This is a genomic window from Mannheimia pernigra (genome assembly GCF_013377995.1).
Classification (GTDB): Bacteria; Pseudomonadota; Gammaproteobacteria; order Enterobacterales; family Pasteurellaceae; genus Mannheimia; species Mannheimia pernigra.
The window spans coordinates 433,867-451,007 of record NZ_CP055305.1 but is presented as its reverse complement, the minus strand read 5'-3'; the positions used below and the strand labels follow the sequence as shown (position 1 = coordinate 451,007).

Sequence of the window (17,141 nt, the reverse complement as noted above, 5' to 3'; positions counted from 1 at the left end):
CTATAATTTTTCGATATAAAATGGCTGTAACGAACAACCTTGTTCCACAAGTTGCTCACAGGTTAATTCCGTTCCACGTTGATAACGTGCAACATTAACAGATAAAAAATAGAATTTCGCCCCTTTTTGACAAACCTCCGCCGCCAAATGGATCGGCAATGTGCCGATAACAATATCATCAGCTTGTATATTGGCAACATTCAAATGCTCAACAAAACGATCGATATGAATCGGTTGTTGCTTAATCCATTCAATTGCCCCAATATGGCGGGAAACAAACCAAGTTGTCATCACTCTCCGTAAGGGCGTTACTGCTGTACTAAAAATTGTTTCATCAATGGTGCATAGCAAATGCACTCTATAAGCGGTAAATTTACCCGAAAATAATGCAAAATCGCTATATTACAAATTTGTAATCCGATATTTCCCTAAGCCGAAAGTTGCATTTTTGCCACAATGTAACCATTGACCCAAATAAAGCAATTTTGCCCAATTTACTGGGACATTGTCGAGCTGCCAATGACCGACCACGCCACCCAATTTCATTTTCTGCTTTTGGCGGCTGGAATAACGTGTCCAATCTTGCCACTGCAACTGTTTGCTTTCCTGAATCGGCTCAATTTCTGTAATGAGCTGTTCAAAATCTAAATGTAACTGCTGGGCGTGAAATTCGGCTAACAATGAAATGCGTTTTGCTAAGGTAATTAACAGTCGGGTTTTGTTGATTTCCTTTTCTCGCAATGGTTTGCCGTTTTCTTGAATGCGTAATGGGGTGATAAATTCCAATTTTAATGATGAGGGTAAATCAGACGGAACAGACAACATTTGTGAGTGTTCCCGAATTTTTTCCTGCTGAAACAGAGAAAAAGCGGTTTGGTTTTCCGCAATTTTTGCAAAATCGGTCAGTGTGGCTTTTCCGCCCACCAAATTAAATTCCAGTGCCCGTTTAAACGCAAATAAAATTAGTGGTAGTTGCTCTAATGTTCGTCCAAATAACACCAAATCAAAGGCGAAAATATCGCCTTTTGAGTAGCATTGTTCGCCCCATTCTAATGGCTCGATGACATAAGCGTTCGGTACTTGGCTAAATTTTTGCAAAGGGTGATCATTCGGTGCCGGTGTTTCAAAAATGTTAGTGTAAGGGCAGGTTTGATAAAGCCAACAGCCGTGGCATTCGGCTTGCTTTGTCATACAGCTGATTTTTCGCAATGCCCGTCCAAACGCACCTCGCAATGCGGAACCGGCATATTCGGGCAAAGCGAAGGGAGTGGTGACTTGGAATGTTAGGCGGTAGCGGATAATGGGTAATTCGGTTGGGAGCATTATTCTTCCATCAATTTTCTAAGCAATTTATTTAGATCTTTATCTGCATTTTTCTTTTTCAGTTCAATGCGTTTAAGAATAAGGTCTTTGGTAATATGTTCCGCTATAAACTGTTTATCTTCCTTGCTCCAATTTACTGCCTCATTTTCAATTAACAATTTCACTTCTTTTAATAAAATAGATGAACTATCTATCTGTTTTTCATTACTAGCATTGAATTTATTTTCTAATTCAATCACTTTCCTATGATTTTCAGACAGTGAATTCAAAGCGTTTTGTTTCTCTTGAATTTCTTTTTCAATCTCCAACTCTTTTAAGTAATTATGTAATGAATTTTTTGGATTTAAGCACCATTTTTTTAGCAATGCATTATTTTCTTGTTCATTGGAGAACTCTAATAATGCCCAACCGAAAGGTTGGATTGTTTCTGATTTTTCCGTGGAATCCGATGCAACCCATAAAGTATGAGATTCTTTGCTGATTTCACCATTAACAGATAAAGCTCTTAAATTATGGTCACTATACATTTTAGTTTCAGAACCGCTACGCCCTAAACGAATCAGTGCTACTTTTTCATTTTGCAAAATGGTTTTCACATTTTCTATATAATTTCTAGTGTTAATTAAATCATTTTCAATTAGAATTTGAAGTTCTTTTTCTAAAATAGGTAGGTTATATGCATTTAACGCCTTAATTATGTGTTCATCCTTTAATAAAACCTTATTGTTTTCATTTAACAACGTTAAAGAAGCTGAGTAAGATCTAAATTGCATTGAGCTGATACATTCTCTACGAACACTAATGCCTTTAAATGCATTTCTATCTTTACCAAGAGTTTTCTTAACATTTACTGCGTAAATTATTTTTGTAAGGGAAGAGTTTTTATCAGTTGGAACAAAATCACTAAATTTGATTCTTTGAGAGGTAATCTTTTCATTGTTTTTGGAATTAAAATCACCAATATATTGATGAACTAAATCATCATTCAATGCTTTTAGTTTTTTTGCATAACCTTCTCGACTTTCTGAACGCTGTTTAACAGGAACTGAAAAAATCGTTTTATCGCTCTGATTTTCACTATCTAATAAAGCGGTAATAACACTTCCTTTTACACTGCTTGCAGGAATATACGACTGATTACAATAAGGTAAATAGGCGTGTCGTTCAATAAGAAGAGCATTAAATACTTGCTTGTTATTATTTTCTCTTTGTACGACTTTACCTAATTTATTTTTCCATTCACTAGAAATTTTGGCAGAAACGGGAATTTTGATGCAAGCATTATTAATAGCTAATTCAATAACATCTTCTTTAGCAAAAAAAGACTGAATCTGCTGAATACTTTCATCAGTAATATTTCGGCAAATATCCATTAATTGATTACGTTGAGATTCAGAAAGACCTAATTTACTTGCATCAAAACAATAGATATTATTTTCTTTAATCACATAATTCGTCGGCTCAAAATCTTCCCCACAGCCAATGTGAATCGGGCTAATAGGGGTGAGATATACCTTGTGTGTTGTTAAAAATTCGCTCATTGTCACTTCCTTATTTGTCGGAATGGTCGGCGTTAAAATTCAAATAGACCGGCACAATCGGGGCGTAGCCTTGATGTACTGCATTCGGTTGGGCGTAAGAGACATTACCCAAGCCGTTACCTAAAAAGAGGCGTGTTTGCCACTCGGTCGGGCGGAAAATGGCGGCACATTTAGCCAAAATAATCGGTTTTTTAAACGGATTCTGCCCTAATGCAGCCAAACCGCCGTGTCGGCCAAAACGGGTGTGAAGCTGATAAAAGCTGTCGTTTTTATCCAAGTCCACCCCTTGTGGGGCCGTGTTTGCCAGCGTTAAATAGGCATTTGCATTTTCGGTGGCAAATTGCACTGCTTGCACGGACTCAATCTTAAATTTACCCAACCCGATCGAGGCATCTCGCCCAAAGCCGAATTGCCCCATATCGCTTAAACATTGTGTGACCTCATCCACCGAAATACGCTGTTCATCCACCACAATATAAAGATCTAATGCGGTATCGTGTTGATACCAAATTTGTGGCATCGCATAAGGGGCGAACATTCCGTCTTTGCCGGTGGTCATTGTTTGACGACTGAGGGTGTTATGCGGCTGGGGGTGCTTGGTTTTGCACATTACTTCGCTATCGGATTTTGCAGATTTTTGCCAAGAATTAACCGCTTGTGTGTGAGTGTCAAAAGCAATCAATGCTTTCTTTTTCAACACTTTGCGATCTTGGGCAACTTCGCCTTTTTCCCAGAGTTGGGAAGGCAATACCGGTAGCGGTAAAAATCCACTTGGAAAGGCATCGGAAATCACGGCGAACGGCTTGCCCGTGGTGTAGCCTTGTAGCAACTCGGTTAATTTCGCCTCGCCCAGGCGGTGCGACACCGCCCAACAGAATTGCCCGAAGAGGCTGTCCCCCACGAGTGGTGTGCCAAATGCTGTGAGCGTTTTCAGGGTAAAAAGATAGATTTTCATACTGCCGCCTTACACAAAAGGATTTTCAGGTAATGTCGTCTCTTTTCCGCCTACTGTCAGCTTTTCAAAGGCGATTTTGCCATAACCACGAGAGCCTGAACCGCCTAGACTGTCGAGTTCTAAAAGACGTAAGCCTTTCAAGATTAAGTCCAATAATTCCTCACTGTCGCCCTCAAATTGGCGAAGGGTGAGTTTAAAATCAAATTCTGCACCGGCCGGCACACGTTCGGTTTGACGTGGATTATCGGCGGTAGCGGTAATACGGTTGATGGTATTTTCACTTTTCGCTTCGGTCAGCAATAAGTTATCTGCACGAATTTGATCCTCCCATTCCGGATTTAAATTGCAATCCCAAAAGGCTAAACGAGATACGCCTAATTCTTTTAATAATGTCTCATCATTTTTGCTGTCGCCGGTGACACCAAATAATTTCAGGATATTTTTCACCGCACTTTTATCTTTGGCGTTACTAATATCGTTTAATTTCAGTGGTTCACCCGAGGTAATTTCGCCACTTTTCCATTCCAATAACGATCGAATTTTACCTTTTAAACTTGAACCAGGAATATAAGGCGATTGGGTGAGCGGGTTTTTAATCACAGTATTATCAATACCACCGATGTGCATTTCGCTATCGCCTGCTCCAATATGTAACCCGGTTTTTAACACCAATGTTGCCGTTATTTCAATAATGTTGATCAGTTTCATTCTATTTCTCCTTAGCCGTTTTTACGGGTTTCTTCTAATTTGCAATAGCCCATTACGGCTTCCATAAATAATTTGGCATCACGCAAGGTTTCTGCGGATTTCACTTCATCAATACAACGGTTAAACACGTCGCTGAAATTGCTATCAATATGTTTCCGACCTTGTGCATAAGCTACTTTGGCTTTAAGCATTTTGATAAAAGGTTCAAGCTCCTGATATTTTTCTTCACGGTTCTCTCGAGTTGTTTGAACACGATCATTCCACATCGCCAATTCGTCATAAAATTTGCGTAACTGCGAGGTTTTATTTGCGTTGTTGTTTTTGGATTTAATTTGTTTTGCCGCATTTTCTGCCACCGCAGAAAAAATCTCAGCACTTTTCTCTTTGCCAAATTTAATCATCATAAATACCTCTTATTTTCGGATTTGATAGAAATAGTTAAATAGTGGAATTTTAAACGCCGATTTATGCGTTTCAATTCCGATATTGCCGAATGATGTGGAAATTTCCTCCAACGCTTTTTGACGTTGATCTTTCGGTAATTTATCCACCACATAACGGCTGGTTTTATAGTAAAAACGACTCCGCCACATTGTGCTTTCAATGTGTTGTGTATCTGCCGCCAGATCGGCAAACTGAATTAATGCGTAGAGGTAAGCGGTTGAAATTGGATATTTTTCTGCAAGTCGCTCAATATTCTCTCCTAATGCCATTAAACTCGTCCATTTTGACCAAGGCACTGACTGCTGATAAATAGTGAAAGCATTTTTGCCCTCGACGCCTTTGGCTTTTTCCAAGGCGTCTTCCGCTAGTCCACCTAGCTGTGGTATGGGTATTCCAAGTTTAGCCATCACCATACCAGCCGAGAAATGAATATTTGGATTGTCTGCTACATAACGCTTAAACTCTCTCTGCATTTCGCCTGCTAATTGTTGTGTTTCAAGCCACGGACCGATTAAAAAGAAGTCATCACCACCGGCAAAGACGGTGTACATATTCGGGAATTTTTCTGAACAAATCGCAGGTAGCCATAAGCTAAAAAATTGGTTCATTTGACGAGAAAGTGCAGCCATTTTTGCTAAATTCGGCTGTTTTAAGCCTTTTTGGAAAATCGTCCCGAGATTATCCACATCGCCTTTTAGTGTCATTAGTGCAATTTGCCCTTCGCCGGTTTCTGCATTTCGATGCGTTGTGGCAAGTGTGTCAAACGGCGTAATCTCTCCGTTTCGAGAGGCTACATAACCGTTAATATAACGGCGGGAGTAGCCGTGCCAAATCTCACTATCCTGATTTTCTGGCAATTCAAAATCCCAAAAACGCAGAATATCAACTTTGCCAAATTTACCGCTGATCTCTTCATTTTGGGTAAAAATGATTTTATAACCAAAAATAGACAGATGAAGAGGCGTAGTGTGTCGATCTTCGTAAATATCACTTTGTTCATCACAAATTAAAATGCGATCTTTTTTGACTAAATGCTCACCGATTAAAATCTGATCCAACGACATTTTAGCAAAACCGTCGATTTCCGCCGGAAAATAACTATTTAACTGACAAACACCTTGTGAATAATCCGCAGATTGCACGCTCTGCGTACTATCTAATAAATCCAAACGCTGTAATTTAATTTTTTCGAAATCATTAAATAGACTATTTCGTAATGTGGAAAAATTCTCTGCAGAAAAATCCGATTGATTGGCTGTTTTGGTTGCGATGCCCAAACCAATTAGTCCGTAGGTGTGCTTTACAAACCATTGATTTAGTTCTGATTTTGCATTTTCTACTGCATTTTTGACCGCTTGCGTATTTGGGGCAATAATTAAGAATTTTCCTGCGGCATTCATTATTTGGCTGGTTGAGGGTAATTTACACGCCTGTAATACTTTCAGTGCGGCAAGTTCAGTGAAAAGCGAAACTTGGAAAGAACGCCCGCGTAATAATTTCGCCGCCTGTTTGTTGGTTTCACTTCCGCTGGAAAAAATAAAATCTTGAATCCCGAAAAAATCACCTTGAATTAGTAAGAATTCGCCGTTTTCCTCTTTATCGTTTGTTTGGTCGTATAAATAGAGTGCAGTGGCTAAGGTTGCAATAGCTTTACTGTAATCATAAAGGGAAATGTCAGAAGCATAGGCTGATGGAATATTGCCAGTAAAAATTTGGTAAGCAGTATCGAAATGATCTAGCCAAAGATCGGGCTTCTTTTCGTGAGATTTGGGAATTTTGTTTAAACCCGCCAAAAAATCTTGCCAAAGCTTATCATAGTGTCCTTCTTTCTGTTTTCTGGGAAAAATAGTGTCAGAATTGACCGCTTGAATAGGATAAAAATGTGCCAAACTTTTGTGGTTTTCCAATTCGATATTTTCAAATAATGTAGAAAGATGTTGTTTGGGAGTATTTTTAATTGTCTGACCTAGAAGCAGTTGCTCTGCTTTTTGAATGAAAGTTGAAATGTCGTGAGCTATTGGGAATATGTGGCTAGCAATCGATTTATGTTCTGCATTCGCTCTTTGTGCAAAAATGGATAGCTGAGAGGTAAGTGCTTGAAAAGCGATATGGCAGGATTTTTCTGAAATTGAGTGATTCATTTCATTGCTCCATATTGATAATAAATGTAGGTTAAGTATATCTTTTGTTTCATCTTTTATAAATAATTGCAAATTTGTAATTTTTTAAGAGATATATTAAAAAAAACACTAGCAAAGATGCTAGTGTAATATTGAAGTCCCTTTTTACTTCGCCAAAAACTGATAAATCGCAGCCATATCCACTTCGCTCAAGCCTGAATCGTTCGCTTGGTTGTAGGTTTTGGTTGCTTGCTCAATCAGCGGATAAGATTTGCCTAGTTTTGCAATTTCCTCGCTCGCTAAATTAAAATCTTTTGTCATATGTTTCATCATGAATGCTGGCTGGAACTCGTTGGCTAAATACATAGGCACTTTCGCTTGGAAAATTTGGCTATTCATAAACGATCCAGAAATCATCTCAATCACTTGCTCTTTCGGAATACCGTATTGGCTAGCAAAATTCAACGCTTCGCCATACGCCTGAATGAAAATACCGAGTAGCGAGTTGATCATCAACTTAATGCCGCCTGCTTTGCCCACTTCGCCATAGTAGAATGTCGTGGTACTAAAGGCTGCGAAAAGCGGTTTTAATTGCGCAATGATTTCTTCTTTACCCGCCGAAAGCACGAGTAATTTACCCGCTTCTGCCACCTTGCTTGAACCTGAAACGGGAGCTTCTACAAATTCCGCTCCGTGCTGTGCTAATAAGGCTTCCACCGCTTGGTTTTGGCTTGGTGAAATGGTGCTCATATTCACAAACACTTTGCCTTTTGCTTTTGCTAACACTTCAGGGCTTAGCACCTGCTGAACAGAAGCATAATCTGCAATCATCAAGAAAATGACTTCGTGAGCTTTTACTAACTCCACTACCGATGAATATCGTTTTCCGCCTGCTGCAACCACTTCTTCTGCTTTTTCTGGGCTACGATTATAAACCCCTACTTTTACACCATTATTAAGTAAGTGCTTCGCCATTGGCTCGCCCATCTGGCCTAAACCAATCCAACCTATTTGTTGTGTATTCAATGTTTGCATTGTTTTCTCCTTGTTTCTATGAAAAGCGTTTTGATTATTACGGCTTTCAGTAATGAAGTCAAACGCATAGATGGCTTGAATATGCAAAGAGAAAAGAGTAGCATTTTGCTAATTTTTTCTTCAACAAATAATAATGAAACCAACAATTCTTTTATATGATTCTGGAATGGGTGGTCTGACCGTGTATGATGAGATCCGGAAAGTGTTACCCAATGCCTATTATCTCTATTGTTTTGATAATGCGTTTTTCCCTTATTCGGAGAAATCGGAAGCCGTGTTGATTACGCGAGCGGTCAAAATTGTGCAAAAAATTGCAGAAAAACGACCGCTTGATATGGTGGTAGTCGCGTGCAATACGGCGAGCACTGTGGTTTTGCCAGCATTACGAGAGCATTTTAGTTTCCCGATTGTCGGCACCGTGCCTGCAATCAAGCCTGCGGCGGAAGTGTCACAAACAAAAACAATTGGTTTACTGGCAACCAAAGGCACCGTTACTCGTCCTTATGTGGCGGAGCTAATCGAAAAATATGCTCAAGATTGTGTTGTGGAAAAAATTGGCACAACCGATTTAGTGGAAATTGTGGAAGAAAAACAGCGGACAGGCAAGGTGGATATGAATCGCCTGCTGAATGTGGTAGAAGAGTGGAAAAACCACCCGACATTGGATACGATCATTCTAGGCTGCACCCATTTCCCATTGGTTAAAGCGGAATTAAAACAAATTTTGCCAAATGTTCGATATTTTGTTGATCCTGGCATTGGTATAGCCAAACGAGTGGTGAGCTTGCTAGAAACTCAAGGAGTAGCTCAATCTCAATATGGTCGCAATACGCCAAACGAGGCTTTTTGTACCAGCCAAGGCGATGACTTGGTAATTAAACAAAAAATAATGCAGCAATCGGGATTTAATCAGCTATCAGTGCTTGATATTTAAACTAAAATAAGCATTTTGGTGAAAAATAGCACATTTGAGAAAAATTTTTTAAAAAAGTCCTTGCGTTCGTATCATATTTCACTATAATGCACGGCACACAACGACGCGCTGTTGTGAATTATTTAGATGTTGATTACGGTGCGTCGTTTTGTTTTGTTCTTTAACAAATTATCAGACAATCTGTGTGGGCACTTGTTGATAGACTTGATTTAAAAAAATATTTTAAAACTTGAAGTCTTAATAGGTGCTTATAACTAGAAATTCATTATTTTTGATTTCTTGACTTAAGTTAAGTTTAGAAGTTGAAGTGAACTTTAGCTAAGCAGTTTATTGAGCGATTGAACTTTTTGAATTGAAGAGTTTGATCATGGCTCAGATTGAACGCTGGCGGCAGGCTTAACACATGCAAGTCGAACGGTAGCAGGTTAGTACTTGTACTAATGCTGACGAGTGGCGGACGGGTGAGTAATGCTTGGGAATCTGGCTTATGGAGGGGGATAACGACTGGAAACGGTCGCTAATACCGCGTAATCTCTAAGGAGGAAAGGGTGGGACTTTCGGGCCACCTGCCATAAGATGAGCCCAAGTGAGATTAGGTAGTTGGTGAGGTAATGGCTCACCAAGCCGTCGATCTCTAGCTGGTCTGAGAGGATGACCAGCCACACTGGAACTGAGACACGGTCCAGACTCCTACGGGAGGCAGCAGTGGGGAATATTGCACAATGGGGGGAACCCTGATGCAGCCATGCCGCGTGAATGAAGAAGGCCTTCGGGTTGTAAAGTTCTTTCGGTCGCGAGGAAGGCGTTGATTTTAATAGAATCGGCGATTGACGTTAACGACAGAAGAAGCACCGGCTAACTCCGTGCCAGCAGCCGCGGTAATACGGGGGGTGCAAGCGTTAATCGGAATAACTGGGCGTAAAGGGCACGCAGGCGGACTTTTAAGTGAGATGTGAAAGCCCCGGGCTTAACCTGGGAATTGCATTTCAGACTGGGGGTCTAGAGTACTTTAGGGAGGGGTAGAATTCCACGTGTAGCGGTGAAATGCGTAGAGATGTGGAGGAATACCGAAGGCGAAGGCAGCCCCTTGGGAATGTACTGACGCTCATGTGCGAAAGCGTGGGGAGCAAACAGGATTAGATACCCTGGTAGTCCACGCTGTAAACGCTGTCGATTTGGGGATTGGGCTTTAAGCTTGGTGCCCGTAGCTAACGTGATAAATCGACCGCCTGGGGAGTACGGCCGCAAGGTTAAAACTCAAATGAATTGACGGGGGCCCGCACAAGCGGTGGAGCATGTGGTTTAATTCGATGCAACGCGAAGAACCTTACCTACTCTTGACATCCAGAGAATCCTGTAGAGATATGGGAGTGCCTTCGGGAGCTCTGAGACAGGTGCTGCATGGCTGTCGTCAGCTCGTGTTGTGAAATGTTGGGTTAAGTCCCGCAACGAGCGCAACCCTTATCCTTTGTTGCCAGCACGTTATGGTGGGAACTCAAAGGAGACTGCCGGTGATAAACCGGAGGAAGGTGGGGATGACGTCAAGTCATCATGGCCCTTACGAGTAGGGCTACACACGTGCTACAATGGCGTATACAGAGGGCGGCGAGCCAGCGATGGTGAGCGAATCTCACAAAGTACGTCTAAGTCCGGATTGGAGTCTGCAACTCGACTCCATGAAGTCGGAATCGCTAGTAATCGCAAATCAGAATGTTGCGGTGAATACGTTCCCGGGCCTTGTACACACCGCCCGTCACACCATGGGAGTGGGTTGTACCAGAAGTAGATAGCTTAACCTTCGGGGGGGCGTTTACCACGGTATGATTCATGACTGGGGTGAAGTCGTAACAAGGTAACCGTAGGGGAACCTGCGGTTGGATCACCTCCTTACCAAAAAAATCAAGTGCGAGGCTAGGCGAGAGTTTAGCGTCGCGACGACAGCAAGTGTTCACACAGATTGTTTGATAGAGTAGACAGGACAGAGATGAATGAAAGTTAGGCATTCAAGCGGTTAAAATATTGCAGAAATTTGCAAAATCGCTAAAATACCTAACGCTCAACTGGCAAAAGGAAAGCATCTTTAAATGATGTCCCCATCGTCTAGAGGCCTAGGACATCGCCCTTTCACGGCGGTAACCGGGGTTCGAATCCCCGTGGGGACGCCATTTAAAGATGATTTTTATTGTCTTAATGTTCTTTAAAAATTTAGAAACAAGCTGAAAAACTGAGAGATTTTCGAAAGAAAGTCTGAGTATGTAATAAAATCTTAGCTGAACAAAAGCAGCTAAGTGTTTAGTTTAAAACAGACTTTAAATGTGTTGTTATGTTGTTTTTTCTTTCCTTTGATTGAATTGAAATACAAAAACAAAAACATTTGAGGTTGTATAGTTAAGTGACTAAGCGCACAAGGTGGATGCCTTGGCAATCAGAGGCGATGAAGGACGTGCTAATCTGCGAAAAGCTTGGATGAGTCGATAAGAGGCGTTTAATCCAAGATGTCCGAATGGGGAAACCCAGTAGATGAAGAATCTACTATCACTTGCTGAATACATAGGCAAGTGAAGCAAACCGGGAGAACTGAAACATCTAAGTACCCCGAGGAAAAGAAATCAACCGAGATTTCGTTAGTAGCGGCGAGCGAACGCGAAAGAGCCAGTGAGTAATAGCGGATTTATTAGAGGAATGAGCTGGGAAGCTCAATCATAGAGGGTGATAATCCCGTACTCGAAAATATTTCCGTGGTACTAAGCTCACAACAAGTAGGGCGGGACACGTGATATCCTGTTTGAAGATGGGGGGACCATCCTCCAAGGCTAAATACTCCTGATTGACCGATAGTGAACCAGTACTGTGAAGGAAAGGCGAAAAGAACCCCGGCGAGGGGAGTGAAATAGAACCTGAAACCTTGTGCGTACAAGCAGTGGGAGCAGATTTATTCTGTGACTGCGTACCTTTTGTATAATGGGTCAGCGACTTATATTTTGTAGCAAGGTTAACTGAATAAGGGAGCCGTAGGGAAACCGAGTCTTAACTGGGCGTATAGTTGCAAGGTATAGACCCGAAACCCGGTGATCTAGCCATGGGCAGGTTGAAGGTTGGGTAACACTAACTGGAGGACCGAACCGACTAATGTTGAAAAATTAGCGGATGACTTGTGGCTGGGGGTGAAAGGCCAATCAAACCGGGAGATAGCTGGTTCTCCCCGAAATCTATTTAGGTAGAGCCTTATGTGAATACCTTCGGGGGTAGAGCACTGTTTCGGCTAGGGGTCCATCCCGGATTACCAACCCGATGCAAACTGCGAATACCGAAGAGTAATGCATAGGAGACACACGGTGGGTGCTAACGTTCATCGTGGAGAGGGAAACAACCCAGACCGCCAGCTAAGGTCCCCAAGTACTAGTTAAGTGGGAAACGAAGTGGGAAGGCTTAGACAGCTAGGATGTTGGCTTAGAAGCAGCCATCATTTAAAGAAAGCGTAATAGCTCACTAGTCGAGTCGGCCTGCGCGGAAGATGTAACGGGGCTAAAACTAGTCACCGAAGCTGCGGCATCAATGGAAACATTGTTGGGTAGGGGAGCGTTCTGTAAGCGGAAGAAGGTGAGTCGAGAGGCTTGCTGGACGTATCAGAAGTGCGAATGCTGACATAAGTAACGATAAAACGAGTGAAAAACTCGTTCGCCGGAAGACCAAGGGTTCCTGTCCAACGTTAATCGGGGCAGGGTGAGTCGGCCCCTAAGGCGAGGCTGAAAAGCGTAGTCGATGGGAAACGGGTTAATATTCCCGTACTTGGTGTAATTGCGATGTGGGGACGGAGAAGGTTAGGTTATCAGGGTGTTGGATTACCCTGTTTAAGCAGGTAGTTGGGAAGATTAGGCAAATCCGGTCTTCTATTAACAACGAGAAGTGATGACGAGACTCTACGGAGTTGAAGTAACCGATACCACGCTTCCAGGAAAAGCCACTAAGCGTCAGATTACACTAAACCGTACTATAAACCGACACAGGTGGTCAGGTAGAGAATACTCAGGCGCTTGAGAGAACTCGGGTGAAGGAACTAGGCAAAATAGCACCGTAACTTCGGGAGAAGGTGCGCCGGCGTAGATTGTAATCCCTCGCGGATGAAGGTTGAACCGGTCGAAGATACCAGCTGGCTGCAACTGTTTATTAAAAACACAGCACTCTGCAAACACGAAAGTGGACGTATAGGGTGTGATGCCTGCCCGGTGCTGGAAGGTTAATTGATGGTGTTATCGAAAGAGAAGCTCCTGATCGAAGCCCCAGTAAACGGCGGCCGTAACTATAACGGTCCTAAGGTAGCGAAATTCCTTGTCGGGTAAGTTCCGACCTGCACGAATGGCATAATGATGGCCAGGCTGTCTCCACCCGAGACTCAGTGAAATTGAAATCGCCGTGAAGATGCGGTGTACCCGCGGCTAGACGGAAAGACCCCGTGAACCTTTACTATAGCTTGACACTGAACATTGAATTTTGATGTGTAGGATAGGTGGGAGCCTTTGAAGATGACACGCTAGTGTTGTTGGAGGCGTCCTTGAAATACCACCCTTTAACGTTTGATGTTCTAACGAAGTACTCGGAACGAGTACTCGGACAGTGTCTGGTGGGTAGTTTGACTGGGGCGGTCTCCTCCCAAAGAGTAACGGAGGAGCACGAAGGTTTGCTAATGACGGTCGGACATCGTCAGGTTAGTGCAATGGTAGAAGCAAGCTTAACTGCGAGACAGACAAGTCGAGCAGGTGCGAAAGCAGGTCATAGTGATCCGGTGGTTCTGAATGGAAGGGCCATCGCTCAACGGATAAAAGGTACTCCGGGGATAACAGGCTGATACCGCCCAAGAGTTCATATCGACGGCGGTGTTTGGCACCTCGATGTCGGCTCATCACATCCTGGGGCTGAAGTAGGTCCCAAGGGTATGGCTGTTCGCCATTTAAAGTGGTACGCGAGCTGGGTTTAGAACGTCGTGAGACAGTTCGGTCCCTATCTGCCGTGGGCGTTGGAGAATTGGTTGGGGCTGCTCCTAGTACGAGAGGACCGGAGTGGACGCACCGCTGGTGTTTCGGTTGTGTCGCCAGACGCATTGCCGAGTAGCTACGTGCGGAAGAGATAAGTGCTGAAAGCATCTAAGCACGAAACTTGCCAAGAGATGAGTTCTCCCAGTCTATAAGACTGTAAGGGTTGTTGGAGACTACGACGTAGATAGGCACAATGTGTAAGCGTAGCGATACGTTGAGCTAATGTGTACTAATTGCCCGAGAGGCTTAACTATACAACGCTCAAGTGTTTTTATAGAAAAAATAAGAAAGCACGAAGCGAAGTAACGTAAAGTAAAGACTAAACAAAAAAGGCAAACAAATAAACTCAGAATCAACAGCTTGTTTTTAGATTAAAGAACAAAAAATAGAAAAGACAGAAAATCAACAGATTTTCCCGACGACAATAGTGCTGTGGTTCTACCTGACTCCATACCGAACTCAGAAGTAAAACGCAGTGACGCCGATGGTAGTGTGGTGATTCGCCATGTGAGAGTAGGGCATCGTCGGGGTTTATTTCCTTAGTTTTTTTGATAAAGAGATAAGAGAATTAAGGAAATAACCGAATTTGATTGATAATCATAGTGCTGTGGCTCTACCTGACTCCATACCGAACTCAGAAGTAAAACGCAGTAACGCCGATGGTAGTGTGGTGATTCGCCATGTGAGAGTAGGGCATTATCAATTTAAGTATTGAGGAGCGGTAGTTCAGCTGGTTAGAATACCTGCCTGTCACGCAGGGGGTCGCGGGTTCGAGTCCCGTCCGTTCCGCCAATTTATTTAACCGATTAGTATATGCTAATCGGTTTTTTGTTTTTTATGCTTTTTTTAAATTCTGCTAGAATTGCAGAATTCTGAGTAAAAATAACCGCTTGTATGGCTGAACTTGATCCTATTATCGAACAATTTCTTGATACTTTATGGCAAGAACATAGTTTGTCTAAAAATACGATAGCCTCTTATCGTTTTGATTTAGAGCGTTTTTCTGATTATTTTTCTAAGCCTAAGGCTTTCTTATATGTCGATCAGTTTGATTTACAAGCTTTTTTAGGAGAGCGGTTAGAGCAAGGCTATAAAGCGGCAAGTACAGCACGAATGTTAAGCTGCTTACGAAAATTTTTTCGTTTTCTTAGTCTTGAACATTTTCGCGAAGATGATCCGACTCTCACACTGAGCTCTCCTAAACGTGGTGTATATTTACCCAAATCATTAAGTGAAGATCAAGTGGTGGATTTACTGGATGCGCCTAATACTTTAGACCCAATAGAATTGCGGGATAAAGCGATGTTAGAGCTGCTTTATGCAACTGGTCTGCGTGTAACGGAGCTGGTTTCTCTTTCCATAGATAATCTGAGCTTGAAACAGGGCGTGGTGAGAATTATTGGTAAGGGAGATAAAGAGCGGTTGGTGCCGTTAGGTGAAGAAGCTAGTTATTGGATACAAGAGTTTTTTCAATATGGTCGTTCTCTATTATTAAATAATCAGCCATCTGATGTAGTGTTTCCAAGTCGTAGAGGACAGCAGATGACAAGGCAAACCTTTTGGCATCGGATAAAGCATTATGCGGTGCTTGCAGGTATTGATCCAGATAAGCTTTCGCCACACGTTCTTCGCCACGCTTTTGCTACTCATTTGGTGAACCACGGTGCGGATTTGCGAGTAGTGCAAATGTTGCTTGGGCATAGTGATTTATCCACTACGCAAATTTATACCCAAGTTGCAAAAGCTCGTTTGAAATCGCTGCATCAACAATTTCATCCAAGAGGCTAATTATTGATACAAGCCACAAATTCATCTTGCCAAAAGATAAGTAATGTGTGGTTTCTTTCCCATACAGGCACATTATGTTGTTGCCAGATTTTTTTCATTTCTTCCCGATGCGGTTTTCTGTAACATTTCACCTTGCCTTGTTGCCCAATTTTAAGATAAATAGGCTCTTGAGCCAGCTCTTTTGGTAATAACAAGCGGTGTGTTTTTGTATTTTTTTTGTAAATGATCTCTTGGTTATGGCGTGTTATTTTTCCAAGCTGATAGGGAAGAACGATTTCGCATTCTGCTTTCAATATGATTTTAAAATTAGGAATTCTTGAGATTTCATCGGTAATATAGATTGCTTGTTGGTAACGTCTAATCACCTTTTCCCCAATTTTGACCTGTGGATTTTTATCTTGATTTGCAAAAATTAGCTTAGAAATGACCGCTTGTAGTTGAGCTTGGCTGGGCATCATTATGTTATATTTTGCTAGCCATAGGCGGATTAATTGCTGTTGTTTGAGTACTGAGAAATGCTTGAAATTATCAATTGTAAGTTGGTTTTTTTCTCCAAGTCTTTTTGCTAATTCCTCTTCAAGGAGTTCTTCAATGAGCTCTTGTTGCTTCGCACAATGTTGGGCTGAGCGAGCCACCATTTTGCTGAAGTGAGTCCAACGTTGATTAAGCAAAGGAAGGATTTCATTGCGTAGAAAATTTCGATCGTAGTGATTATTAGTGTTACTTTCATCGTTAATCCACTCAAGCTGCTTATTTTTCGCATAAGCCAATATGTCTGTTTTGCTAAAGGTTAATAGCGGTCGAAAAATCGTCAGATTTTGTAAGAAACTGACTGCTTGTATAGCGGATAATCCTTTAATGCCACTCCCTCGCTTTAATGCAAGAAAAAAAGTTTCTGCTTGGTCATCTAAATGGTGAGCGGTGGCTAATATTTCGTTGGGCTTTAAATGTTGTTGAATGGCGTGATAGCGAGCTTCTCTTGCACCACATTCTACCCCTTTAGCTTGATCAACGGTTACTTTTTGCAAAATAAAGGGAATATTTAACCGCTTGCAGTATTGTTCGCAGAACATTGCCCAGCCGTTGGCATTGGGGCTTAATCCGTGATGGATGTAAATCGCCCTGACATTCAATGCGGTGCGAGAGAACAAGTGGAGCAATACCACCGAATCCACACCGCCGCTTAAGCCGACTAAGAAATCGGTTTGCTGGGGCAGATGATTTTTGCACTCTGCTTGGAAGCGATTAAAAAGTGTCATA

The 17,141-nt window shown here is 42.1% G+C and carries 11 protein-coding genes, 2 tRNA genes and 4 rRNA genes; 8 read left to right on the top strand and 9 right to left on the bottom strand.

What is annotated here, in order from left to right; all coding sequences use genetic code 11:
- The 8 genes from csx16 to HV560_RS02195 form a co-directional block, all read right to left on the bottom strand.
- Complete coding sequence (gene csx16, locus HV560_RS02230) at window positions 1-291, bottom strand: CRISPR-associated protein Csx16 (RefSeq protein WP_176809449.1); 291 nt, start codon at window positions 289-291, stop codon at window positions 1-3.
- 111 nt (window positions 292-402) lie between these two features.
- Window positions 403-1,323 (bottom strand): CRISPR system precrRNA processing endoribonuclease RAMP protein Cas6, encoded by a 921-nt coding sequence (gene cas6, locus HV560_RS02225; protein WP_176809450.1) that lies wholly within the window; start codon window positions 1,321-1,323, stop codon window positions 403-405.
- Window positions 1,323-2,864: an RAMP superfamily CRISPR-associated protein gene (locus HV560_RS02220; protein WP_176809451.1), complete on the bottom strand. Its 1,542-nt coding sequence runs from the start codon at window positions 2,862-2,864 to the stop codon at window positions 1,323-1,325. Before HV560_RS02220 ends, cas6 begins: the two co-directional genes overlap by 1 nt.
- Window positions 2,865-2,874: 10 nt before the next feature.
- Window positions 2,875-3,819 carry a type III-A CRISPR-associated RAMP protein Csm4 gene (gene csm4 / locus HV560_RS02215; protein WP_176812059.1) on the bottom strand — a complete coding sequence of 315 codons (945 nt, stop codon included), beginning with the start codon at window positions 3,817-3,819 and terminating at the stop codon, window positions 2,875-2,877.
- A gap of 9 nt (window positions 3,820-3,828) precedes the next feature.
- Complete coding sequence (gene csm3 / locus HV560_RS02210; protein WP_176812058.1) at window positions 3,829-4,527, bottom strand: type III-A CRISPR-associated RAMP protein Csm3; 699 nt, start codon at window positions 4,525-4,527, stop codon at window positions 3,829-3,831.
- A gap of 11 nt (window positions 4,528-4,538) precedes the next feature.
- Window positions 4,539-4,931 (bottom strand): type III-A CRISPR-associated protein Csm2, encoded by a 393-nt coding sequence (csm2, locus tag HV560_RS02205; protein ID WP_176812057.1) that lies wholly within the window; start codon window positions 4,929-4,931, stop codon window positions 4,539-4,541.
- A 9-nt stretch (window positions 4,932-4,940) separates the two neighbouring features.
- Window positions 4,941-7,112 (bottom strand): type III-A CRISPR-associated protein Cas10/Csm1, encoded by a 2,172-nt coding sequence (cas10, locus tag HV560_RS02200; RefSeq protein WP_176812056.1) that lies wholly within the window; start codon window positions 7,110-7,112, stop codon window positions 4,941-4,943.
- 144 nt (window positions 7,113-7,256) lie between these two features.
- Window positions 7,257-8,180 carry an NAD(P)-dependent oxidoreductase gene (locus HV560_RS02195; protein WP_337790846.1) on the bottom strand — a complete coding sequence of 308 codons (924 nt, stop codon included), beginning with the start codon at window positions 8,178-8,180 and terminating at the stop codon, window positions 7,257-7,259.
- 79 nt (window positions 8,181-8,259) lie between these two features.
- On the opposite strand from HV560_RS02195, the gene murI reads away from it, so the two are divergent.
- From murI to xerD, 8 genes are all read left to right on the top strand, one after another.
- Window positions 8,260-9,060, top strand: a complete 801-nt coding sequence (gene murI, locus HV560_RS02190) for a glutamate racemase (protein ID WP_176807784.1) — start codon at window positions 8,260-8,262, stop codon at window positions 9,058-9,060.
- Between the two features lie 349 nt (window positions 9,061-9,409).
- Window positions 9,410-10,950, top strand: a 16S ribosomal RNA gene (locus tag HV560_RS02185).
- 199 nt (window positions 10,951-11,149) lie between these two features.
- Window positions 11,150-11,225, top strand: a tRNA-Glu gene (locus HV560_RS02180).
- Window positions 11,226-11,446: 221 nt separating this feature from the next.
- A 23S ribosomal RNA gene (locus HV560_RS02175) occupies window positions 11,447-14,347 on the top strand.
- A gap of 160 nt (window positions 14,348-14,507) precedes the next feature.
- Window positions 14,508-14,623, top strand: a 5S ribosomal RNA gene (gene rrf, locus HV560_RS02170).
- 59 nt (window positions 14,624-14,682) lie between these two features.
- Window positions 14,683-14,798 (top strand): 5S ribosomal RNA (gene rrf, locus HV560_RS02165).
- Together the 16S, 23S and 5S rRNA genes with 2 tRNA genes alongside form the textbook arrangement of a ribosomal RNA operon.
- 10 nt (window positions 14,799-14,808) lie before the next feature.
- Window positions 14,809-14,885, top strand: a tRNA-Asp gene (locus HV560_RS02160).
- Between the two features lie 102 nt (window positions 14,886-14,987).
- Complete coding sequence (gene xerD, locus HV560_RS02155) at window positions 14,988-15,881, top strand: site-specific tyrosine recombinase XerD (protein WP_176812054.1); 894 nt, start codon at window positions 14,988-14,990, stop codon at window positions 15,879-15,881.
- Here the strand turns inward: xerD and tilS are convergent.
- Complete coding sequence (gene tilS, locus HV560_RS02150; protein ID WP_176812053.1) at window positions 15,878-17,140, bottom strand: tRNA lysidine(34) synthetase TilS; 1,263 nt, start codon at window positions 17,138-17,140, stop codon at window positions 15,878-15,880. The two genes, xerD and tilS, sit on opposite strands and share 4 nt — an antisense overlap.
- Between the last annotated feature and the right edge of the window lies 1 nt (window position 17,141).